The sequence below is a fragment of the Stutzerimonas stutzeri genome (assembly GCF_002909485.1).
GTDB lineage: Bacteria > Pseudomonadota > Gammaproteobacteria > Pseudomonadales > Pseudomonadaceae > Stutzerimonas > Stutzerimonas stutzeri_AH.
Window position 1 is genome coordinate 17902 of sequence record NZ_PPXG01000006.1, and the last position, 22439, is coordinate 40340.

The 22439-nt window shown below is 64.5% G+C and carries 17 protein-coding genes; 8 read left to right on the forward strand and 9 right to left on the reverse strand.

Annotated elements, in window-relative coordinates; all coding sequences use genetic code 11:
* Positions 1 to 32 precede the first annotated feature (32 nt).
* Entirely contained in the window at positions 33 to 1007 is a 975-nt protein-coding gene (locus tag CXK91_RS14970) for a serine/threonine protein kinase (protein ID WP_103456918.1), read from the forward strand.
* A 68-nt stretch (positions 1008 to 1075) separates the two neighbouring features.
* Here CXK91_RS14970 and CXK91_RS14975 read toward each other — a convergent pair whose 3' ends face one another.
* On the reverse strand, positions 1076 to 1915 hold the full coding sequence (locus CXK91_RS14975) for a 23S rRNA (adenine(2030)-N(6))-methyltransferase RlmJ (protein WP_103456919.1): 840 nt from the start codon (positions 1913 to 1915) through the stop codon (positions 1076 to 1078).
* Between the two features lie 135 nt (positions 1916 to 2050).
* Here CXK91_RS14975 and CXK91_RS14980 point away from each other — a divergent pair, with 135 nt between their 5' ends.
* Together CXK91_RS14980 and CXK91_RS14985 are read left to right on the forward strand one after the other, a co-directional pair.
* The gene (locus CXK91_RS14980; protein WP_103456920.1) at positions 2051 to 3094 is read left to right on the forward strand and encodes an NAD(P)H-dependent flavin oxidoreductase; all 1044 of its coding nucleotides are present in this window, start codon (positions 2051 to 2053) and stop codon (positions 3092 to 3094) included.
* Between the two features lie 82 nt (positions 3095 to 3176).
* The gene (locus CXK91_RS14985) at positions 3177 to 3710 is read left to right on the forward strand and encodes a sterol desaturase family protein (RefSeq protein WP_044313872.1); all 534 of its coding nucleotides are present in this window, start codon (positions 3177 to 3179) and stop codon (positions 3708 to 3710) included.
* Here CXK91_RS14985 and CXK91_RS14990 read toward each other — a convergent pair.
* Genes CXK91_RS14990 through fni form a run of 5 tightly spaced genes read right to left on the reverse strand, consistent with a single transcriptional unit; the run spans position 3670 to position 9601 of the window.
* Complete coding sequence (locus CXK91_RS14990) at positions 3670 to 4596, reverse strand: phytoene/squalene synthase family protein (protein ID WP_103456921.1); 927 nt, start codon at positions 4594 to 4596, stop codon at positions 3670 to 3672. The two genes, CXK91_RS14985 and CXK91_RS14990, sit on opposite strands and share 41 nt — an antisense overlap.
* Positions 4593 to 6098 (reverse strand): phytoene desaturase, encoded by a 1506-nt coding sequence (locus tag CXK91_RS14995; protein ID WP_103456922.1) that lies wholly within the window; start codon positions 6096 to 6098, stop codon positions 4593 to 4595. Before CXK91_RS14995 ends, CXK91_RS14990 begins: the two co-directional genes overlap by 4 nt.
* Positions 6095 to 7264 carry a lycopene beta-cyclase CrtY gene (gene crtY / locus CXK91_RS15000; RefSeq protein WP_103457173.1) on the reverse strand — a complete coding sequence of 390 codons (1170 nt, stop codon included), beginning with the start codon at positions 7262 to 7264 and terminating at the stop codon, positions 6095 to 6097. Before crtY ends, CXK91_RS14995 begins: the two co-directional genes overlap by 4 nt.
* Positions 7254 to 8540, reverse strand: coding sequence for a glycosyltransferase (locus CXK91_RS15005; RefSeq protein WP_103456923.1), 1287 nt, complete (start codon positions 8538 to 8540; stop codon positions 7254 to 7256). Before CXK91_RS15005 ends, crtY begins: the two co-directional genes overlap by 11 nt.
* Positions 8541 to 8560: 20 nt before the next feature.
* Positions 8561 to 9601: a type 2 isopentenyl-diphosphate Delta-isomerase gene (fni, locus tag CXK91_RS15010; RefSeq protein ID WP_103456924.1), complete on the reverse strand. Its 1041-nt coding sequence runs from the start codon at positions 9599 to 9601 to the stop codon at positions 8561 to 8563.
* 158 nt (positions 9602 to 9759) lie between these two features.
* Here fni and CXK91_RS15015 point away from each other — a divergent pair, with 158 nt between their 5' ends.
* The 5 genes from CXK91_RS15015 to selO all read left to right on the forward strand — a co-directional run bounded on the left by CXK91_RS15015 (position 9760) and on the right by selO (position 19410).
* A complete protein-coding gene (locus CXK91_RS15015; protein ID WP_103457174.1) occupies positions 9760 to 10650 on the forward strand; it encodes a polyprenyl synthetase family protein in 891 nt (296 codons plus the stop codon).
* 102 nt (positions 10651 to 10752) lie between these two features.
* The gene (locus tag CXK91_RS15020) at positions 10753 to 12555 is read left to right on the forward strand and encodes an acyl-CoA dehydrogenase (RefSeq protein WP_103456925.1); all 1803 of its coding nucleotides are present in this window, start codon (positions 10753 to 10755) and stop codon (positions 12553 to 12555) included.
* Between the two features lie 136 nt (positions 12556 to 12691).
* Positions 12692 to 14437, forward strand: a complete 1746-nt coding sequence (locus tag CXK91_RS15025) for a potassium/proton antiporter (RefSeq protein ID WP_103456926.1) — start codon at positions 12692 to 12694, stop codon at positions 14435 to 14437.
* Between the two features lie 129 nt (positions 14438 to 14566).
* Positions 14567 to 17860: a mechanosensitive channel MscK gene (gene mscK / locus CXK91_RS15030; protein ID WP_103456927.1), complete on the forward strand. Its 3294-nt coding sequence runs from the start codon at positions 14567 to 14569 to the stop codon at positions 17858 to 17860.
* Positions 17861 to 17949: 89 nt separating this feature from the next.
* Positions 17950 to 19410: a protein adenylyltransferase SelO gene (gene selO / locus CXK91_RS15035; protein ID WP_103456928.1), complete on the forward strand. Its 1461-nt coding sequence runs from the start codon at positions 17950 to 17952 to the stop codon at positions 19408 to 19410.
* A 417-nt stretch (positions 19411 to 19827) separates the two neighbouring features.
* Here the strand turns inward: selO and CXK91_RS15040 are convergent, their stop codons facing one another.
* The 3 genes from CXK91_RS15040 to CXK91_RS15050 are packed head-to-tail and all read right to left on the reverse strand — an operon-like array spanning position 19828 to position 22438.
* A complete protein-coding gene (locus CXK91_RS15040; protein WP_103456929.1) occupies positions 19828 to 21018 on the reverse strand; it encodes a hybrid sensor histidine kinase/response regulator in 1191 nt (396 codons plus the stop codon).
* Positions 21019 to 21020: 2 nt separating this feature from the next.
* The gene (locus tag CXK91_RS15045) at positions 21021 to 21623 is read right to left on the reverse strand and encodes a chemotaxis protein CheB (protein WP_103456930.1); all 603 of its coding nucleotides are present in this window, start codon (positions 21621 to 21623) and stop codon (positions 21021 to 21023) included.
* Entirely contained in the window at positions 21620 to 22438 is an 819-nt protein-coding gene (locus tag CXK91_RS15050; protein ID WP_103456931.1) for a CheR family methyltransferase, read from the reverse strand. The genes CXK91_RS15045 and CXK91_RS15050 overlap by 4 nt, the downstream gene beginning before the upstream one ends.
* Between the last annotated feature and the right edge of the window lies 1 nt (position 22439).

Consider the following 22439-nt stretch of genomic DNA (forward strand, 5'->3'; position numbering starts at 1 on the left):
TACACTGATCGGTCTATTCTGCGGAGCCGGTCATGTCTCATCCCTTCGATACACTCACGCCGGACCTGGTCCTCGACGCTGTGGAAAGCATCGGTTATCTCAGCGATGCCCGCGTGCTGGCGCTCAACAGCTACGAGAACCGCGTCTATCAGGTGGGCATCGAAGACGAAACACCACTGATCGCCAAGTTCTACCGTCCCGGTCGCTGGAGCAACGAGGCGATTCTCGAGGAGCACCAGTTCAGCCTGGAACTGGTCGAGCACGAGGTGCCGGTGGTGGCGCCGCTGGAACGTGACGGCTCGACGCTGTTCGAGCATGCCGGCTTCCGCTTCGCCCTCTTCCCTCGCCGTGGCGGCCGCGCGCCGGAACCGGGCAACCTCGACCAGCTCTATCGCCTCGGCCAATTGTTGGGGCGCATGCATGCGGTGGGCACCAACCGCCCGTTCAAGCACCGAGAAACCCTGGGCGTGCAGAACTTCGGTCATGCCTCGCTGAATACCCTGCTGGAAGGCGGCTTCGTGCCCAAAAGCCTGCTGCCGGCCTATGAGTCGGTGGCGCGCGATCTGCTCACACGGGTCGAGGATGTCTTCGCCAGCACGGACTTCACCCCGATCCGCCTGCATGGCGATTGCCATCCGGGCAACATCCTTGCCCGCGACGATGCCTTTCATCTGGTCGATCTCGATGATTGCCGCATGGGCCCATCGGTGCAGGACCTGTGGATGATGCTCGCCGGCGAGCGCCATGAACGTCTTGGTCAGCTGGCCGAACTGGTGGACGGCTACAACGAATTCCATGATTTCGCCCCGCGCGAGCTGCCGCTGATCGAGGCGTTGCGCGCGCTGCGGCTGATGCACTACAGCGCCTGGCTCGCCCGCCGCTGGGACGATCCGGCCTTTCCGATGAGCTTTCCCTGGTTTGGCAGCGAGCGCTACTGGGGTGACCAGGTGCTGATCCTGCGCGAGCAGATGTCGGCGTTGCAGGAAGAGCCGCTCAGGCTGTTCTAGTGGCGAGCCGGTTTTGGCCGGCTGAAGCCCACCGAGCCGGCCAATGCCTACACGGGCGAAGGTCCTCTTCAGGCCTCTTCAATCAACCAGTCCAGCCGCCAGCTGCCCTGGCTCTGCGCCAGCTGCTCGGCCAGCCAGGGCAACAACTCGCGCAGCTCTTCCTCCAGCCCCCACGGCGGGTTGACGATGGCCAGGCCCGAACCGCTCAGGCGGCTGGCATCGTCGGCGGGGTGAACGAACAGTTCGGCACGCAGCAACTTGGGCGCCCCGCTGCGCGCCAAGTCCTGATAGAAGCGCTTGAGCTGGCGCTCGTCCTTGATCGGATACCAGATCACGCCGATGGTCTGGCGCATACGGCCGAGCGCTTCCTTCAGCGCCGTCACACAGCGGCTCAGCTCGTCGGCCTGTTCGAACGGTGGATCGATCAGCAGTACCACGCGCTTTTCCTGCGTCGGCATCAAGGCCCGCGGCACATGCCAGCCCTCACCGCGGTGCACGGCCACGCGGCGGTCGCCGGCCATGTTGTCCTTGAGCAGCGCGCCGTCCTCGGGATGCTTTTCGTTGAGCTGCAGACGATCCTGCTCGCGGGTCAGTTGTCGCGCCAGCTCCGGCGAGCCGGGGTAATAGCGCAGCGCCCCGTCCGGGTTGAGCTGGCGGATCACGCCGAGGTAGTCATCGAGCAGCGTCGGGAGCGCCTCGGCCTGCCAGATGCGGGCGATGCCCTGCAGCCACTCGCCGGTGCGGCTGGCCTGGTCGCCGGCCAGGTCGTAGAGGCCGACGCCGGCATGGCTGTCGAGGTAGGCGAAGGGCGCCTCCTTGCGCGACAGCAGGGCGAAGATCCGGCTCAACACCAGGTGTTTGAGCACATCGGCGTGGTTGCCGGCATGGAAGGCGTGGCGGTAGTTCATCTGATCCTCCTCGAGAGCCGCGCAGTTTACCCGTCCGCCTTGCGCCGCGCAGGTCCGGCATGACCAGCGTCGTTTTCCCCGGCCACCGACACGGGCTACAGTGGCGCCCCACGACGACTGAACGGAGCTGACCTCATGGACCTGCGCGATCTTTTCGGCATCGAGCACCCGATCATCCAGGCGCCCATGGCCGGTGCGCAGAATCATCTGCTGGCCGCGGCTGTCTGCGAGGCCGGCGGGCTGGGCTCGATCCCGGCCGGCATGCTCAACGCCGAGGCGCTGGACGCCGAGCTGACCGCCATCGAGGCGCTGAGCGACCGACCGTACAACGTCAATTTCTTCTGCCACCAGACACCGGCCGCCGACCCGACGGCCTTTGACGCCTGGCACCGGATGCTGGCGCCGTTGTTCGCCGAATTCGACATCGACCTTGCAAGCATTCCCACCGGCGCCACCCGCCAACCGTTCGATGCGGCGATGGCAGAGGTGCTGGAGCGGCACAAGCCGGCGCTGGTCAGCTTCCACTTCGGCCTGCCAGACGCCGAACTGTTGCAGCGCGCCCGCGCCACCGGGGCGAAGATCGCCTCCAGCGCGACAACGGTCGCCGAAGGCCTCTGGCTGCAACAGCACGACGTCGACCTGGTGATTGCCCAAGGCCTGGAAGCCGGCGGCCACCGCGGCATCTTTCTCAGCGAGGACCTGACCACCCAGCTCGGCACCTTTGCGCTGCTGCCGCAACTGGTCGCCGCGCTGGATGTGCCGGTGGTCGCTGCCGGCGGCATCGCCGACACCGGGGGCGTGGCCGCGGCGCAGAACCTCGGTGCCGCTGGCGTGCAACTGGGCACCGCCTACCTGTTGTGTCCGGAAAGCCGCACCAATGCGCTGCATCGCGCCGCGCTGAAGAGCCCGCAAGCAGCGCATACCGCGCTGACCACCCTGTTCAGCGGGCGCCCGGCGCGCGGCATCGTCAACCGCATCATGCGCGAACTGGGCCCGCTCCCCGAAGGCGTGCCCCCCTTCCCGCTGGCGGGTAACGCCATCGGCGCGCTGCGCGCCCAGACCGAGAAGCAGGGCCTGGATCACTGCACGCCGCTGTGGGCCGGGCAGAACGTCAGCGGCTGCCGGGAGATCCCGGCCGGCCAGCTGACCCGTGAACTTGCGGCCGGCTGGCGGGCCTGAGTCATTACGCAGTCCGTCGCGGCGAGCCCTGAGCCGCCGTGACGGAGCGTAGAATCGACCGCACGTCACACGGAACGCCGCCATGAGCCCACTGACCAATACGCTCGTCTTCCTGGCCACCCTGGCCGGCATGGAAGTCTTTGCCTGGTGGGCACACAAGTACGTGATGCACGGCTGGGGCTGGGGCTGGCACAAGTCGCACCACGAGCCACGCAGCGGCTGGTTCGAGAAGAACGACCTGTATGCGGTGGTGTTCGCTGGCGTGGCGATCCTGCTGATCGCCCTCGGCACGGCCGGTTATCACCCGCTGGAATGGATCGGCGCTGGCATGACGGCCTACGGCTTTCTCTACTTCGTCGCCCATGACGGGCTGGTCCATCATCGCTGGCCGCTGCGCTATGTGCCGCGCAACGGTTATCTCAAGCGGCTGTATCAGGCGCACCGCATGCACCATGCGGTGGAAGGCAAGGAGCGCTGCGTGTCCTTCGGCTTCCTCTACGCGCCGCCGCTGCCGGTGCTCAAGCGCCAGCTGCGCGAGCTGCACGACGGGCCGTTGCGCAAGCACCAGAGCGCATCTAGCGAGGACGTCTCCAGAGATCGACAGGACGCGGCCTGACCTGCATCCGCCGCGAGGCCAGCGCCAACACGCCCCCCCCCAGCAGGAACTGCAGCTTCTGTGCCTTGCTCGTCGACACCCGCGCATCCCAGGCCGCTGCGCCGCGCGCTTTCACCTCGACGCCGATCTGCCGATAGACGCCATGCGCCGTGGCGATCGACCAGGCCGAGCGTAACGGCAGGTCCCGCAAGCCCTGAGATGCCGATTGATAGTAGGGTTCGGCCAGATCCACCAGCCGCGCCGCCAGCGTCGCCAACGCGGCACGATGCCCAGGCAGCGCGACTTCATCTTCAGGAATGCCCGCTTCAGCCAGCCACTCGGCCGGCAGGTAGACGCGCCCGATCTGCGCATCCTCGACGATATCGCGGGCGATGTTGGTCAGCTGAAAGGCCAAGCCCAGATCACAGGCGCGATCCAGCGTCGGCTCCGCTTTGGCGCCCATCACTCGCGCCATCATCAGCCCCACCACGCCGGCAACCCGGTAGCAGTAGAGCAAGGTGTCGTCGAGGGTCCGGTACTGGTAATCCTGCACGTCCATGCGAAAGCCGGCCAGATGCTCCAGCGGGTATCGCTTGGGAATCTGGTGCCGCTGAACCACTTGCTGAAACGCAGCAAAGGCCGGATCGCTCATCGCCTCGCCGGCATAGGCGCGCTCAGTGAGATCGACCAGCTCGGCCAGGCGCGCCTCACCGCTGTTGCGATCGCCGGCGAGCTGACCATGCCCCAGCGTCTGCCCATCAATCACGTCATCACAGTGACGGCACCAGGCATAGAGCATCACGGCACCCTGGCGGGTGTGCTCGTCGAACAGTTTTGCCGCCGCCGCGAAGCTCTTGGAGCCGACGTTGATCGCCTGGGTCGAGTGATCGACGACCTTGTCGTTCATCCGGCCTGCTCCTTCAATAAGAAGTCCTCCAGCATCAGCCCGGCAGTGGCCTTGGCCGAACCTACGACGCCCGGAACTCCCGCGCCCGGATGGGTGCCGGCGCCGACGATATAGAGGTTGGGAATCACGTCATCACGGTTATGCGGGCGGAACCAGGCGCTCTGGGTAAGGATCGGCTCCAGCGAAAACGCCGAACCCAGATGAGCGTTGAGCTCGTCGTGGAAATCCTGCGGCGTGAAGATCCGGTGCGTGACCAGATCGCCGCGCAGACCGGGAATATAGTGCCGCTCCAGGTACTCGAAGATGCGGTCGCGGTATTTCGGCCCCTCCTCTGCCCAGTCGATATCCGCCGTGCCCAGGTGCGGCACCGGCGCCAGCACGTAGTGGCTGGCACAGCCTTCCGGCGCCAGCGATGGGTCGGTCACGCAGGGCGCGTGCAGATAGAGGGAGAAATCGTCAGCCAGGGTTTCGCGCTTGAAGATCTCATTGATCAACTCGCGGTAACGTGGCCCGAAGCAGACCGTGTGGTGCTGCAGGTGCTCATGGCGGCGCTTGAGGCCGAAATGGATGACGAACAGCGACATTGAGAAACGCTTGCCGGAGAGCCGTTTGGCCTCATCGCGACCTCGCTGTTCATGGCCGAGCAGCTGCTTGTAGGTGTTGACCACATCCGCGTTGGAGGCCACCGCATCGGTGTCGAAGCGACGACCATCACCCGTGATCACGGCCTTCGCGCGTCCACCCGCCAGTTCGATACGCGCGACCTCGGCGTTCAGCTCCAGCTTGCCGCCCAGGTCCTCGAACAACCGGACCATGCCTTGCACCAGCGCACCGGTGCCGCCGCGGGGAAACCAGACACCACCCTGGCGCTCCAGCGCATGGATCAGCGCGTAGATCGACGAGGTCTCGAACGGATTGCCGCCGACCAGCAGGGAATGAAAGGACAGCGCCTGGCGCAGCCGGTCGTTCTCCACGAATTTGGCCACCATGCTGTACACGTTGCGCCAGGCCTGCAGCTTGGCCAGCTGCGGCGCGACGCCGATCATGCTGCGAAACGACAGGAAGGGCACGGTGCCGAGCTTGACGTAGCCCTCCTCGTACACCGCCCGCGAATAGGCGAGAAAGCGCTGATAGCCGGCGACGTCACGAGGGTTGAGCGCGTGGATCTGCCGGTCCAACTCGGCCTGGTCGTTGACGTAGTCGAAACTGTAGCCGTCCTCCCAGCACAGCCGGTAGAAGGGGCTGACCGGTAGCAGCTCGACGTAATCGGCCATGCGCTTGCCGGCGCCGCTGAAGAGTTCTTCCAGTGCCGGCGGATCGGTGATCACCGTCGGACCGGCATCGAAGGTAAAACCCTGGTCGTGATAGACATAGGCGCGGCCGCCCGGCTTGTCGCGCTTCTCCAGCAGGGTGGTCTGGATGCCGGCGCGCTGCAGACGGATGGCCAGCGCCAGCCCGCCGAAGCCGGCGCCGATTACCACCGCTCGTTTAGCTTGGTTCATCGGTAATCCTTGCGATGCAGATCATGGGCGGCGATGGCGCGCAGCGCTTCGCCGAGCGGAACAGGAGGCTTGCCCGAGACGATGCGCAAGCGGTCGCGGGTGGTCAGATTGGCCGCGTAGAAACGCTGGATCAGCGGTTCGCGCAGGCGATAGAAACGCTGCATCACCGCCCAGCGGCGATCCGCCGGACCGGCCATGAACAGCATGCGATTGAGCAGGCGGAAAAAGCCGCGCTGGCGCCACTGCGCCAACGAGTAATCGCGGATCGCCTCGAACAGGCCGGCGGCATCCCAGCGATCCAGCGCGATCAGGTGATCGGCCAGACGTACCGCGTCGGGCAGCGAGTAGCCGGTGGTGGGATGGAACAAAGCCGCCGCCAACCCAGTCTGCGGTACGCCGTGCGCCTCATCCCAGAATGCCGGCAGGTCACCGGAGAGCACGATGGGCAGTACGCCCTGCTCCTCGCGCAACACGTCGGCGATAGCCCAGCCGCGCGTACTGGCGTAGCTGGCGATGTTGTCACGCAGCTTATCGAGCGCCACGGCATCGCCATCGGCGTAGTAGGTGTCTTCGATCAGCAGGGTGTCAGCGCTGAGCGGCAGCACGTAGACGAAGCGATAGCCGTCGTGCTGCGCGACGCTGGCGTCCATGATGATCGGCTCACGCAAGCCGTGCGGCCGTTGCAGGCGCAGTTCCTGGCCGAGAAATTTCTGAAAGCCTAGGGCCAGCTGATCGGTCCTGCGCACGCCACGACCGTCGATCACGGCGCCGGCCTGCAGGATGTCCCCCGAGGCCAGACGCACCCTTTGTGGCGCCATGCTGGCAACGGTGGTGCGCAAACGCACGCCGTCACTCAGTTCAGGCATCAGGTACTGGTGAAAGCGCTCCGAGAAGATGCTCGCGTAACCGCTGGCCAGCCTTCGCTGCAGTTCGGGAAAGATCACTTCATAGCCGGGCCAGCGCTTGCCTACCATGGGCTCCAGCCAACGCTGCTGAGCCGGCGTCAGGTCGTGCTCATGAAAGGACCAGGTGTGATTGCCACCCAGGGTGTCGCCCTGCTCCAACACCAGCAGGCGCAGATCAGGCCGCTGCTGACGCAGACGCAGGGCCAAAAGGCCGTTGGCCAGCCCGCCGCCAACCAGAATCAGGTCCGCATCAAGCGCCACTGGCCACCCCCGGTCGTTGTCCATCTGTCCCGAGCGCCGTCTCGATCAGCTGGACGGCGCGACCGACACCGCCAGCCTGCCGCACCTCCTTCCCCAGCTGCGCCCCGCGCCGGCGAAACGCTGGATCGCTCAGCAGCTGCTCCAGCGCACGACTGATCCGCGCCGGGCTCGCCAGTCGCGGCTGCAAGCGCAGGCCGACGCCGGCATGTTCGATACGCGCGGCGACACCCGGCTGATCAAAGGCAATCGGCAGCGCCAGCATCGGCACGCCGGCCTCCAGGGCATCGAGCACGGTATTCAGCCCGGCATGGGTGATGACCGCCGAGGCCCTGGCCAATGCCGCGCGCTGGGGCGCGAAGTCGGTGACCCAATACGCGCCCTCATCGCGCAGCTGCGCCGCTTGCGCGGCATTCAGCCCGCCGCAATGGGCAATCAACAGCTGTACGCCGAGCGGCTTGCGGGCGCGGGCGATATTGCGCAGCAGGGTGTAGCGATGGCCCTGCAGGGTGCCCAAAGACGCGAAGACGAAAGGTCGCGCCGAGTCGAACGGCAGGTTCCACTCGGCATCCGCCTGCAGCGAGCGACGCAGCGGCCCGACGCCATGAAAATTCGCCGGAAGATGGCGGCGCGGAAAGTCGAAGCCAGGTACCGTCTGGCTGATCTGCAGCAGCGGCGACAGGCAGTCGCTCAGAGTCGAACGCGGCGCCAGACCGAACGCCTGGCAGTAGCGCTCGATTACCTCGGCCTGCGGGCGCATCAGGCGGTCATAGACACGGCTGCTGTGCAGGTTGAGCTGCTCGCCCCAGTCTGTCGCCCGATAGCGCCAGGGCATCACGGGCAACGGCATCAGCGGTTCGCGGTTGAATGGCAAGGCGCAGGCGATGGAAACGAACGGCAGGCCGAGATGCTCGGCCACCAGCGCTCCCGCCGGCTCCATCTGATCGGCCAGCACGGCGTCGACCTGCAGCGAACGCAGCACGCCAGGCGCCTCGCGACAGAACAGCTCGGTGCTGGCTGCCATGTCGGCGATAACCCGGCGGATGCCGAACGGCCCCGGTTGCGCTGCGCGACGGACCACCGCAGCCAAGGTGCCCGGCGGATGGGAGTCAGCGCCAATACCAATGAACTCGGCCTCGGGCAGCGTCAGCAGAGCGCCGACATCGATCTGCTGAACGAAGGTGACGCGGTGGCCCCGCTGCGCCAGCTCACAGGCGATGGCTTCAAACGCGCGCAGATGGCTGAGAAAGGGCGGTGCAATTGCCGCAAAATGAGTCATCTGGCGGCTCCGCCCGGGCTTCAGAAGGTTGGTACTTGCAGCAGCCGCGCATGCCGGAGCTCGGCAAGGCTGGCCGAGCCCGTACAGAAACAGGCGATCCGTAGCTGCTCGATCAGCACCTCGAAGTGCTCCACCACTGCCTCGCTGTTCAGCATCGCGGCCTGCAGCACCCCGGCCGCCTGACCGACCAGATCGGCGCCCAGGCAGATCGCCTTGGCCGCCTCGACCCCATCGCGGATACCGCCGGAGGCGATCAACGGCGTGTTTGGGCAGGCCTCGCGCACAGCCAGCAGTGCCTGCGCCGTGGGTATGCCCCAGTCGGCGAAGGCCTGGGCGATCGCGCGCTGGCTGACATCGGTGGCGCGCTCGGCTTCCACCGCGGCCCAACTGGTCCCGCCGGAACCGGCGACATCGATGGCGGCGACGCCGGCGTCGACCAGCTGCCGGGCCACCGTCGCGGAGATGCCCGCGCCGACTTCCTTGATTACCACCGGCACCGCCAGGCGGCTGGCGAGCGACTCGATCGCCCCCAGCACGCCTCGCCAATCACGGTCGCCGCCCGGCTGCACCGCTTCCTGCAGCGGGTTCAGGTGCACGATCAGCGCATCGCCATCGATCATCTCCACCGCGCGGCGCGCTTCATCTACGCCGTAGCCACGTACCAGCTGTGCCGCGCCGAAGTTGGCCAGCAACAGGATGTCCGGCGCGAGCTGGCGCAACTGGCCGGTCAGGCCCTGATCACCGGCGGTCTCCAACGCGACCCTCTGCGAGCCCACCGCCATGGCGATACCGAGGTGTTGGGCCGCCTCTGCCAGATGGGCATTGATCGCGGCCGAACGCGCGGCGCCACCGGTCATCGAGCTAATCAGCAGCGGCGCCCGCAGGCTGCGTCCGAACAGCGTGCCGTGCAGGTCGATCTGGTCCAGGTGCAACTCGGGCAGCGCGCAGTGCTCAAAGCGGAAGGCGCCGAAACCGGTGCCCGTCGCACCGGCTGCCCGCGTCGGGTCCAGGACGATATCCAGATGATCGTTTTTGCGGCTGACCAACGATTGCTTGCTCATGGAAATCGGCTCCCGGGAAGACTTGTTTGGACGTGGCGCCCTGAAAAAAGTGCTATGCGATGGCACGACTTGTACAGCTTTCTGTCGAAACGTACCAATCGTTGTACAACATTGCGCAACCCGGCTGCTCGAACTGGGGCGCCAGCGAGGGCACCGCCATGCAAACGCAGAATTCCCCCGTCCCGCTTGCGCAATGCGACAGCCTGCTGCGCCTGCGCCGGCAAGTCGACGAGCGCCTGTCGATGCGGCTTCCCCATCCGGAGTCGGAGCTGGACAAGGTCACGCTGGCGTTACGCGAAGGAACCCTGGCACCCGGCAAACGACTCAGGCCGCTGTTGTTGCTGCTGGCGCTAGGCGACCTCGGCGTCGACCCGGATGTCGGCCTGGACCCGGCCTGTGCGCTGGAAATGATCCACGCCGCGTCACTATTTCTCGATGACATGCCATGCATGGACAACGCCAGCCTCCGTCGCGGCCAGCCGACCATTCATCTGCGTTTCGGCGAGGACGTCGCCGTGCTCGCCTCGGTCGCCCTGCTCAGCCATGCCTACGGCATCACCGCGACAGCGCCTCGGCTCACGCCACGGCAACGCAACGATGCGGTGGCCATCCTTGCGCGCTCGGTCGGTGCGCAAGGCCTGGTACGTGGGCAGTTCCGCGACCTGCATGGTGCACAGGAAGCACAGCAGCTCGACGCGGTGATCGCCACCAACCAGTTGAAGACCGGTTCGCTGTTCACCGCCGCGCTGGAAGTTGCCGCCCTGCTTGCCGGCGCGGAGCGGACGCGGACACGCCATCTGCAAGGCTTTGCCAACGAGCTGGGGCTGGCGTTTCAGCTGCTCGACGATATCGCCGATGGCCTGACGCCGGAGCAGACCGGCAAGGACTGTCAGCAGGACCGGGCCAAGGCGACCGTGGTCGCGCTGCTTGGCCAACAGGCGGCCGAGCAGCAACTGGCAATGCATCGAGCGGCCGCGCTCAGCCATCTCGATGCCGCCGGCCTGGGCGAGGGCGAACTAGCCGCACTCATGCGCCAGCTGTTCGGCTGAATAGACCGACCCCGTGTTGACGCTTCATCAGTGCAATGGATGAAGCTAGGCAATGGAAAAGCGCGGTCCTTAGACTCAAGCCGATAAAAACGGAGGTTGACCATGACCGAGACCCTGCTCTGCCCGCGTAATCTGGCGTTCGAACTCTATGAAGTGCTGGATGCCGAGGCCCTGACCCGCCGCGAGCACTTCGCCGATCACAGCCGCGAAACCTTCGACGCCGCCATCGGCACCGCGCGCACCATCGCCGAAAAGTACTTCGCGCCGCACAACCGTAAGTCAGACGAGCACGAACCGCAGTACGTCAACGGCGAAGCAGTGCTGATTCCTGAGGTCAAGCCAGCCGTGGACGCCTTCATTGAGGCGGGCTTTCACAACGCTCAACGCAGCTTCGACGATGGCGGCATGCAGTTGCCGAACCTGCTGTCGCGGGCCTGCTTCGCGCATTTCCAGTCGGCCAACATCGCCACCAGTTCCTATCCGATGCTGAGCATGGGCGCCTCGCACCTGATCGAAGCTTTCGGCTCGGAGGAGCAGAAGCAGCGCTTCCTGCAGCCGATGCTCGAGGGGCGCTTCTTCGGCACCATGGCGCTCACCGAGCCGCATGCCGGCTCCTCGCTGTCGGATATCCGCACCCGCGCCGAACCGGCCGGTGACGGCAGCTACCGGCTCAAGGGCAACAAGATCTTCATCTCCGGCGGCGACCATCCGCTGTCGGAAAACATCGTGCACATGGTGCTGGCCAAGCTGCCGGACGCGCCGCCCGGCGTGAAGGGCATCAGCCTGTTCATCGTGCCGAAGTTTCTGGTCAACGACGACGGCTCGCTGGGCGAGCGCAACGACGTGCTGCTGGCCGGCCTGTTCCACAAGATGGGTTGGCGCGGCACCACCAGCACCGCGCTGAACTTCGGTGACAACGGCAACTGCGTCGGCTACCTGGTAGGCGAGCCGCACAAGGGCCTGGCCTATATGTTCCAGATGATGAACGAGGCACGCATCGGCGTCGGCATGGGCGCGATCATGCTCGGCTATGCCGGCTACCTCTATTCGCTGAACTACGCCCGCGAGCGCCCGCAAGGCCGCCTGCCGGACGGCAAGGACCCCGCCTCGGCGCAGGTGCCGATCATCGAGCACACCGACGTCAAGCGCATGCTGCTGATGCAGAAGGCCTATGTCGAAGGCGCCTTCGATCTCGGCCTGTACTCGGCGCGCCTGGTGGACGACGAGCACACCGCCGAGAGCGAAGAGGAGCGGCGCAATGCCGGCGAGCTGCTCGACCTGCTGACGCCCATCGTCAAATCATGGCCCTCGGAGTTCTGCCTGAAGGCCAACGAGCTGGCTATCCAGATTCTCGGTGGTCATGGCTACACCCGCGAGTATCCGGTGGAGCAGTACTACCGCGACAATCGACTCAACCCGATTCACGAAGGCACCCACGGCATCCAGTCGCTGGACCTGCTCGGACGCAAGCTGATGCAGAACAAGGGTGCTGGTCTGCGCCGGCTGCTCGGGCTGATCCAGGCCAGCTGCGCACGCGCCGCCGAATACGACTCGCTGACCGCGCTGCGCCAGCCGCTGGAACAGCACATCGCCCGCCTCACCAGCGTGACCCAGGCGCTGCTCGGCGAGCTGGCAGCCGGCAAGGTCAACCAGGCTCTGGCCAATTCGGCGCTGTACCTGAAGGTTTTCGGTCATACCGTAATCGGCTGGCGCTGGCTGGAGCAGGCCCTGCGCGCCGAACGCGGGCTGGCCGAGGGCACGTCTGCCGATGCCGACTTCTATCGTGGCAAGTTGCAGGCAGCACGCTACTTCCTTACCTGGGAAATACCGGGCTGCGAGCACGAGTTGGCCATCCTCGAAGCGCGTGACGACACCTGCCTGGCGATGCAGGACGCCTGGTTCTAGCGCGTCGCGCATATGCCGTTACAGCGCCCCGCCCATGCGGGGCGCTTTTTTGACAGCCCGTCAAATCATCAGGTTAGAATCGCTGGCATATCCCGTGCATGAGCGCGAGACAGCTTTCTCTAACGGAGATCATCATTTGGACGTCGGCAACATCAACCACCTGTTCTTTATCGGTGCCTTGTTGGTGGCGGCGAGCATCCTGATGAGCTCCCTTTCGGCACGTCTCGGCGTGCCGATCCTGGTCATATTCCTCGCCGTAGGCATGCTCGCCGGTGTCGATGGCATCGGCGGTATCGTCTTCGAGGACTACCGGCTGGCGTTCATCATCAGCAACCTGGCGCTGGCGGTGATCCTGCTCGATGGCGGCATGCGCACCCGTACGGCAACCTTCCGCGTTGCGCTCAAACCCGCGTTTTCCCTTGCGACCATTGGCGTGGCCATCACCTCCGGCCTGACCGGGCTGGCGGCTGCCTGGCTGTTCGACCTGCCGCTGCTGCAAGGGCTACTCATCGGCGCCATCGTCGGCTCGACCGATGCTGCGGTGGTGTTCAACCTGCTCAACGGCAAAGGGCTCAACGAACGGGTCGGCTCGACCCTGGAAATCGAATCGGGCAGCAACGATCCGATGGCGATGTTTCTCACCGTTGCGCTGATCGACATGCTGCTCGCCGGCCGCAGCAGCTTCGGCTGGGACTTCCTGCTCACGCTGCTGCAGCAGTTCGGCATCGGCACCATACTTGGGCTGGTCGGCGGCTGGCTGCTGCTGCAGCTGATCAACCGACTTTCCGTGGCCGACGGGCTTTACCCTCTACTGGCGGTTGCCGGGGGCCTGATGATTTTCGCGCTGTCCGGTGCCATTGGCGGCAGCGGCATCCTGGCGATCTACGTCTGTGGCCTGCTGCTGGGCAACCGGCCGATTCGCAATCGGCACGGCATTCTGCACATGTTCGACGGCCTGGCCTGGCTAAGCCAGATCGGCATGTTCCTTGTGCTCGGGCTGCTGCTTACCCCCAGCGAATTGTTGCCCATCGCACTGCCGGCACTGGCTTTGTCGCTGTGGATGATTCTCTTCGCCCGGCCGCTGGCGGTGTTTCTCAGCCTGTTGCCGTTCCGCAGCTTTCATTTGCGTGAGCGCCTGTTCATCTCCTGGATCGGTCTGCGTGGTGCGGTACCCGTCATCCTCGCGGTATTCCCGCTGATGGCCGGTCTGGAAAATGCCCAGCTGTTCTTCAATGTCGCCTTCTTCATCGTGCTGGTGTCGCTACTGGTGCAGGGCACGACCCTGACTTGGGCCGCAAAGAAAGCCAAGGTCGAAGTACCGCCTTCACCGATGCCCGTCTCGCGCACCGGCCTGCAAGTACACACCACCAGCCAGTGGGAAATGTTCGTCTACCGCCTGAGCGCCAGCAAATGGTGCGTCGGCGCCGCCCTGCGTGAATTGAAGATGCCCCCTGGAACGCGCATCGCTGCGCTGTTTCGCGGCAAGGAACTGCTGCACCCGTCTGGCAGCACACGCCTGAAAGTCGATGACATTCTCTGCGTGATCGGCCACGACGAAGACCTACCGGCCCTTGGCAAGCTGTTCAGCCAGGCGCCCAAACGTGGTCAGGACCTGCGTTTCTTCGGTGACTTTATCCTGGAGGCCGACGCTCAACTGAGCGCGATCACAGCGCTTTACGGCCTCAAACTCGGTGATGTGAATGGCGAGCAGACCATCGGCGCCTTCATGGCCGAAGAGGTCGGCGGCAATCCAGTGGTGGGTGACCAGATCGAATGGAATGGTCTGACCTGGACCGTGGCAGCCATGGATGCCGGCGAAGTGCGCAAGGTCGGTCTCAAATTTCCCGAAAGTGACAAACCTGGCCCGCAGCTGATGTTCTGATGGCACGGACGCCGGCGAACTACGGCGGCTAACCGCCCGTCCGTCGGCCAGGTGCGCAGTACTCGCGCTGGACTGGCGCAGCCCGTAGACTTTCGCACTCTCTGGTCATTCGCCTACGTCACTGCCCCCATGTCACTTCTGCGCACCTTGCTGTTTTCGACGTTCTGCCTGTTCGTCGCCCCCCTGCATGCCCAATCGCTGGATAGCTTGACCGGTTCGCCGGCCGCCACCGAAGGCGAGGCAAAACCCGCGCAGCCATCGCTGGGCGAGCAGACCCAGCGCATGGTTCAACAGACTGAAGCCAGCAACAAGCGTGGGGAGGAACTGAAGGCTCTGCTGGCACAAGCGCCGAAGGAAATCGCCGAGGCTCAGCGCGAACTGGCGAAGCTCAAGGACAGTACGGTTGAGGACCCTGCTCAGCGCTATGCCAAGCAGTCGGTCGAAGCCCTGGAGCAGCTCCTGGGCGCGCGCGTCGAAGAGCTTTCCGAGTGGCAGAAGCAGTTCAGCGCGGCCAATAGCCTGATCATCACCGCGCAGACTCGCCCGGAACGGGCACAGGCGCAGATCAGCACGGCACAGACACGCATTCAGGAACTGAACAACCTGCTCAAGAGCGGCCGTGAATCGGGCAAGCCGCTGAGCGAAGAACGTCGCGCCCTTATGGAGGCGGAGATTGTCTCGCTCAGCGCGCAGATCGACTTGCGCCGCCAGGAGCTGGCCGGCAACAGCGTGCTGCAGGATCTGGGCAAGGCCCGCCGTGACCTGCTGGCCGAGCGCATCGCCCGCGCCGAGCAGGAAACCCAGGCGCTGCAGGGGTTGATCAACGAACGGCGGCGCGCCGAATCGGAACAAACCGTCGCCGAGTTCTCGGCTCGGGTGCAGCAGGCCGGCTCCGACAAGCTGCTCGCCGCCGAAAGCGCCGAGAACCTCAAGCTGTCCGACTACTTGCTGCGTGCGACCGAACGGCTGAATCGACTCAACCAGCAAAACCTCAAGACCCGCCAGCAGCTCGACACCCTCAACCAGTCCGACCAGGCGCTGGAGGAGCAGATTGCCGTGCTCGAGGGCAGCCTGTTGCTATCGCGCATTCTCTATCAGCAGAAACAGTCCCTGCCGAGCCTGCAGCTGGACAAGAACCTCGCCGACGAAATCGCCGATATCCGTCTCTATCAGTTCGAGCTCAACCAGCGCCGCGAGGCGTCCGGCAATGCGGCAGCCTATGTCGATCAATTGTTGGCGCGGCAGAGCGATGAGGAAGTGACACCCGAGCTGCGCCGTACCCTGCTGGAGCTGGCCACCACCCGCAGCGAGTTGCTTGACCGCCTCAATCGCGAACTGGATACGCTGCTCAATGCCTCTATCACCCTGCAGCTCAACCAGAAACAATTGCAGGACATGGCCCGCGCCCTCAGCGATACGCTCGACGAACAGATGTTCTGGATACCCAGCAACAGGCCGCTGGATTTCAGCTGGCTGCAGGACGCTCCGCGACGACTGAAAGTGCAGCTGGCAGCGATGCCCTGGCTGTCGGCGATACAGGAGCTGGGGGCGGGCCTCAAGGAGCGCCCGCTGTTTTTCCTGCCACTGCTACTGCTGATCGCAGCGCTACTCTGGTGGCGCAAGACGATCGACGCCAAGCTCAGTTCGCTGAGCAATCAGATCGGTCACTTCCGCAATGACAGCCAGTTGCACACGCCGCTGGCGCTGCTGCTCAACTTACTGCTAGCGCTGCCGGGCGCACTGTTTCTGACGCTTTGCGGCTACCTGTTGCAGATGGATGCACGCGGGCAGAACTACATCCTCGGCGCGGCCCTGTATGAGATGGCCCAGGCCTGGCTGGTGTTCTACAGCGCCTACCGCATGCTTTCACCAGGGCGCGTGGCCGAGCTGCATTTCGGCTGGTCGCGGCCACAGGTTGCCTTCTTGCGCGACGAGATCCGTCGTCTGGGCCTGATCGTCATGGCTCTGGTCGCCGTGGTCAGCGTCGCCGAACATCAGCCGGCGCGATTGGCCGACGATGTGCTGGGCATTCTCGTGGTACTGGCCTGCTTCGCGTTGATGAGCTGGCGCCTCAACCGACTGCTGCTCAAGGGACCATCGAGCCAGAACGCGCCGCCGCTGCGCCTGATGATCGGTCTGCTGTTCAGCATGCTGCCGATCGCGCTGATCGTCGCCGTGGGCTTCGGCTACTACTACACCGCGCTGAAACTGACCGACCGACTGATCGACACGCTTTATGTGCTGATGATCTGGATCGTCCTCGAAGCCGCCCTGACCCGTGGCCTGACCGTGGCCGCAAGACGCTTGGCCTATAAGCGCGCGCTGGCCAAACGTCAGGCTCAGGGTGACGAGAGCAGCGATACGGTGGAAACCCAGGGCGAGCCGGGGCTGGATATCGAACAGGTCAACCAGCAGTCGCTGCGCCTGACGCGCATGACCATGTTCGGCGTGTTCCTGGTTGCGCTGTACTGGGTCTGGTCGGACCTGATCTCGGTGGTCTCCTACCTGGACAACATCACCCTTTACGAATACACCAGCGGCAGTGGCGACACCCTGACCACAGCGGCAATCAGCCTGAACAACCTGCTCGGTGCGCTGCTGATCATTGCCATCACCGTGGCCCTGGCGCGCAACCTGCCCGGCCTGCTGGAAGTCACGGTGCTATCAAAGCTGCGCCTGGCCCAGGGCAGCGCCTATGCCACCACCACGCTGCTGTCCTATGCACTGGCCGGTATCGGCATCGTCTCCACGCTATCGACCCTTGGCGTCAGCTGGGACAAGCTGCAGTGGCTGGTCGCCGCACTGTCGGTGGGCCTGGGCTTTGGCATGCAGGAAATCTTCGCTAACTTCATCTCCGGCCTGATCATCCTGTTCGAGCGCCCAGTGCGCATCGGCGACGTCGTCACCATTGGCAACCTGTCGGGTACGGTCAGCCGCATCCGCATCCGCGCCACCACCATCACCGACTTCGACCGCAAGGACATCATCGTCCCCAACAAGACCTTCATCACTGGACAGCTGGTCAACTGGTCGCTGAGCGATACCGTGACGCGGGTAACCCTGAAAGTCGGTGTCGCCTACGGCTCGGATCTGGAAGCGGTGCGCAAGCTGCTGCTGCAGGCCGCACAGGAAAACCCGCGGGTTCTGAAAGAGCCGCCACCGCAGGTGTTGTTCCTCAACTTCGGCGAGAGCACCCTGGACCACGAACTGCGCATCCACGTGCGGGATCTGGGCGACCGTAACCCGGCAACCGATGAGATCAATCGCTTCATCGATCGCGAGTTCAACAAGGCGGGCATCAATATAGCCTTCCGCCAGGTCGACGTGTTCCTGAAGAACTTCGCCGGCCAGCAGCTGCAGCTCAGCGCCGCACCCAAGCCAGGCGACGATGAGCAGAAGCCAGCGACCGGCGATCGCAGCTGAGGAACGTCCAGGCGCGCACCCTCTCAAACGTCCTGAAACGCCCGGCACCGGCCGGGCTATTGTTGCCCGCATGCCGCGCCGGAGGCGTTGTGAAAACCCTGACTCAGTTGACCTTCGATAACCGCTTCGCACGCCTCGGCGATACCTTTTCCACCGAGGTATCGCCGCAGCCGTTGAGCGATCCGCGGCTGGTGGTTGCCAGCGAGGCGGCGATGGCGCTGCTGGATCTGGACCCTGCCGAAGCCGAGCAACCGCTGTTCGCCGAATTGTTCTCCGGGCACAAGATCTGGTCCACGGCCGAACCACGGGCGATGGTCTATTCCGGCCACCAGTTCGGCAGCTACAACCCGCAACTCGGTGACGGCCGCGGGCTACTGCTCGGTGAAGTGATCAACGAGGCGGGCGAATATTGGGATCTACATCTCAAGGGCGCCGGCAAGACGCCCTACTCGCGCATGGGCGACGGCCGCGCGGTGCTGCGCTCGTCGATCCGCGAATTCCTCGCCAGCGAACACCTGCACGCGCTGGGGATTCCCAGTACCCGTGCGCTGTGCGTTACCGGCTCGGACACGCCGGTCTACCGCGAGCGCCCGGAGCGTGGAGCCATGCTGCTGCGTCTGGCGCCCAGCCACGTGCGCTTCGGCCACTTCGAGTTCTTCTACTACACCCGCCAGCACGCCGAACTGAAGCAGCTGCTCGAACACGTCATCGAGGCGCATTTCCCCGAATTGCTCGAACACCCCGAGCCGTTCCATGCGTTCTTCCGCGAAGTACTCGAGCGCAACGCGGCGCTGATTGCCCGCTGGCAGGCCTATGGCTTCTGCCACGGCGTGATGAACACCGACAACATGTCGATCCTTGGCATCACCTTCGATTTCGGCCCCTATGCCTTCCTCGACGACTTCGATGCGCGCTTCATCTGCAACCATTCCGACGACACCGGTCGCTACTCCTTCGAGAACCAGGTGCCCATCGCCCACTGGAACCTGGCCGCGCTGGCCCAGGCGCTGACGCCTTTCGTTGACGTGAAGGTGCTGCGCGAGACCATGGAACTGTTCCTGCCGCTGTACGAAGCCGAGTGGTTGGACCTGATGCGCCGGCGCCTGGGGTTCAACCAGACCGAAGCGAATGACGACGAGCTCGTACGCCGCCTGCTGCAACTGATGCAGGCCAGCGCCGTCGACTACACCAGCTTCTTCCGCGAACTCAGCGAGGGCCTTGCCGAACAGGCCACACAGCGCCTGCGCGAGGACTTCGTCGATCTGCAGGGCTTCGATGCCTGGGCCGCGGATTATTGCGCGCGAACTGCGCGCGAGGGTGCCGACGCAACCGAACGCCAGGTTCGGATGCAGGCGGTCAATCCGAAATACATCCTGCGCAACTACCTAGCGCAACAGGTCATCGAGGCAGCGGAAAAAGGCGACTACGCCCCGGTACGCGAGCTTCACGCGGTGCTCAGCCGCCCATTCGAGCATCAGCCGGGCATGCAGCGTTACGCCGAGCGCCCGCCGCAATGGGGCAAGCATTTGGAAATCAGCTGTTCGTCCTGACAACGAGAACGAAAGATCAAAAGCTCGCGCCGAGCGCGGCCCTCCCACAAAAGCAACCAGCCACGCCGCACCGCTCTCGTGGGAGTCGCGCCCTCGCGACGAATGCAGGCCGCAGGCCCGCCAGAAGATCAAAAGCTCGCGCCGGGGGCGGCCCTCCCACAAAAGCCACCAGCCACGCCGACCCACTCCGTGGGAGGCGCGCCCTCGCGGCGAATGCAGGCCGCAGGCCCGCCAGAAGATCAAAAGCTCAAGCCGAGGGCGGCCCCCCACAAAAGCAACCAGCCACGCCGCCCCGCTCCCGTGGGAGGCGCGCCCTCGCGACGAATGCAGGCCGCAGGCCCGCCAGAAGATCAAAAGCTCGCACCGAACGCGGGCCACAGATCGGCGCGAAGCAACAAACACGAATGGAGGGAGGCGCTACTCGCCCAGCGGCAGCACGACGCGGAACAGCGAACCCTGGCCTTCCTGGCTCTGCACCTGAATGCGACCGTTATGGGCTCTGACGATCTGATCGGCGATAAACAGGCCCAGCCCCAGCCCGGCGCTGCCTTCGCTGCCCTCGGCGCGTTCGAATTGGCAGAAGATGCGTTCGAGGCTCTTCGGGCTGATGCCAATACCGTGGTCGCGCACCTCGATACAGGCGCCTTCTGCGCATGAGGTGACGCTGACCTGCACCGGCTTGCCGGCACCATAGCGCATGGCATTGGTCAACAGATTGGCCAGAACCTGCTCGATGCGGAAGGCATCCCAGACGCCGACGATCGACTCGGTTCGATCCAGTCGCAGCTCACAACCGCAGGCTTCCATCTGCGCCGCGAAACTCTCCACGACGTTGCCCACCAGCTGCGCGAGGTCGGTATGACTCGGGCGGATCGACAGCTTGCCGGTGCGGATGCGTGAAACATCGAGCATGTCGTCGATCAGGCGAATCAGGCTCTGAATCTGGCGCTCGTCCTTGTCCACCATTTTGCGCAGGCGCTCCTCGCTGACACCCGCAAGGTCGTTGCGACTCAGCTGCAACTTGCGCAGCTGCACTTCGAGGATCAGCGTGTTCAGCGGCGTTTTCAGCTCATGGGAAACGATCGACATGAAGTCGTCGCGCATGCGCACTGCGTCTTCCAGCTCGGCTTTGGTGCTACGCAACTCGTCGAGCAAGACTTCCTGTTCGCGGCGGCTCTTCTCAAGCGCCTCGAGTTGGCGCGCCAGGCGCTTGCGGCCCCGGTACAGGTCGACGAACACGCTGACTTTGCTGCGTACCTCATGGGCATCGAGCGGCTTCTGCATGAAGTCCACCGCGCCGCTTTCGTAGCCTTTGAAGGCATAGTTGAGCTCACGACCGGCCGCGCTGACGAAGACGATCGGAATCTGCTTGGTACGCTCGGTGCCGCGCATCAGCTCGGCCAGCTGGAAACCATCCATGCCTGGCATCTGCACATCGAGGATAGCCAGGGCGAACTCATGACGCAGCAATAGCTCCAGTGCCTGCTCAGCCGACTCGGCCTGGTGAATCCGTATGCCAGGTGCCTGCAACAGCGCATCCAGAGCCAGCAGGTTTTCCGGCAGGTCATCGACGATCAGCAGGTTCACCTCGTCGGTACGGTCGGGCATGGTCACTCCAGTTCTCGCAACAAGCGGTGGATGTCGCGTAGGGGCAAGATGTAATCCGGCGCGAAGCGCTGCAACGCGGCGCGAGGCATGGTGGGTACGGCCGCCTCGGCGGGGTCCTGAACCACGGTCAGCCCGCCGTTGAAATGAATCGCCTCGAGCCCGGCGGCACCATCTTCGTTGGCACCGGTCAGCAGAACGCCCGCGACCTGCGGCCCCCATACATCCGCCGCCGACTCGAACAATACGTCGATCGACGGACGGGAAAAATGCACAGCATTATCCTGGCTCAGCGACAGACTGCAGTCGTTCTCTACCAGCAAGTGATAGCCAGGCGGGGCAAAGTACAGCATTCCTGAGCGCAACTGGTCCTTGTCATCCGCTTCCTTGACCTGCAGCCGGGTTCTGCGCCCGAAGATTTCAGCCAGATGGGTGGGCCCGTTGGCCGGGACATGCTGGACCACCAGGATCGGCGGGCGATAACCGCTGGGCAGGCCTTCGAGCACCATGCCAAGTGCTTCCAGCCCTCCAGCGGAGGCGCCCATCACCACCGCCTCGATCGGCGGCTGGCGTCTGCCTTGCAGAAACGCCTGCACGGAGCTGCTCATAATTTGCGGAAGATCCTTTCCGATTTGTCGAACGGCTCGTAGTAGCCGGCATAGCCCGAAAATTCGACGGTCTCCTTGCTGCCGAGACCGAGAAAACCACGATGGCAGAGCGACTCGTGGAACAAACCGAAGGCACGATCCTGCAGCGGCTTGTTGAAATAGATCAGCACGTTGCGGCAGGAGATCAATTGCGTTTCGGAAAATACGCTATCGGTCGCCAGGCTATGGTCGGCAAACGTAACCTTTTCTTTCAGCGATTTATCCATGATCGCCGAGTCATAGGCGGCGGTGTAATAGTCGGAGAAGCTGCGCGTGCCGCCGGCCTGCTGGTAGTTGGCCGTGTACTGGCGCAGATGGTCGATGGCGAAGATGCCCTGCCGCGCCTGCTCCAGCGAGCGCGGGTTGATGTCGGTGGCATAGATGATCGAGCGCTCGAGCAGCCCCTCTTCCTTTAGCAGGATGGCCATCGAGTAGACCTCTTCACCGGTGCTGCAACCGGCAATCCAGATCTTCAGCGACGGGTAGGTGCGCAGCACTGGCACCACATGCTCGCGCAGCGAGCGGTAATAGCTCGGGTCGCGGAACATCTCGCTGACCGGGATGGTGAGGTACTGCAGCAGGTCCATGAAGGCCTGCGGGTCGTAGAGAATCTTGCGCTGCAGCGCCGAGATGCTGTCGCAGTTGAGCTGCTTCAACGCCAGCAACACCCGGCGCTTGAGCGAAGCGCCGGAATAGTCGCGGAAGTCGTAGCTGTACTTGAGGTAGATGGCCTCGATCAGCAGCTTGAGTTCGATCTCGACATTACGGTCGGGCATT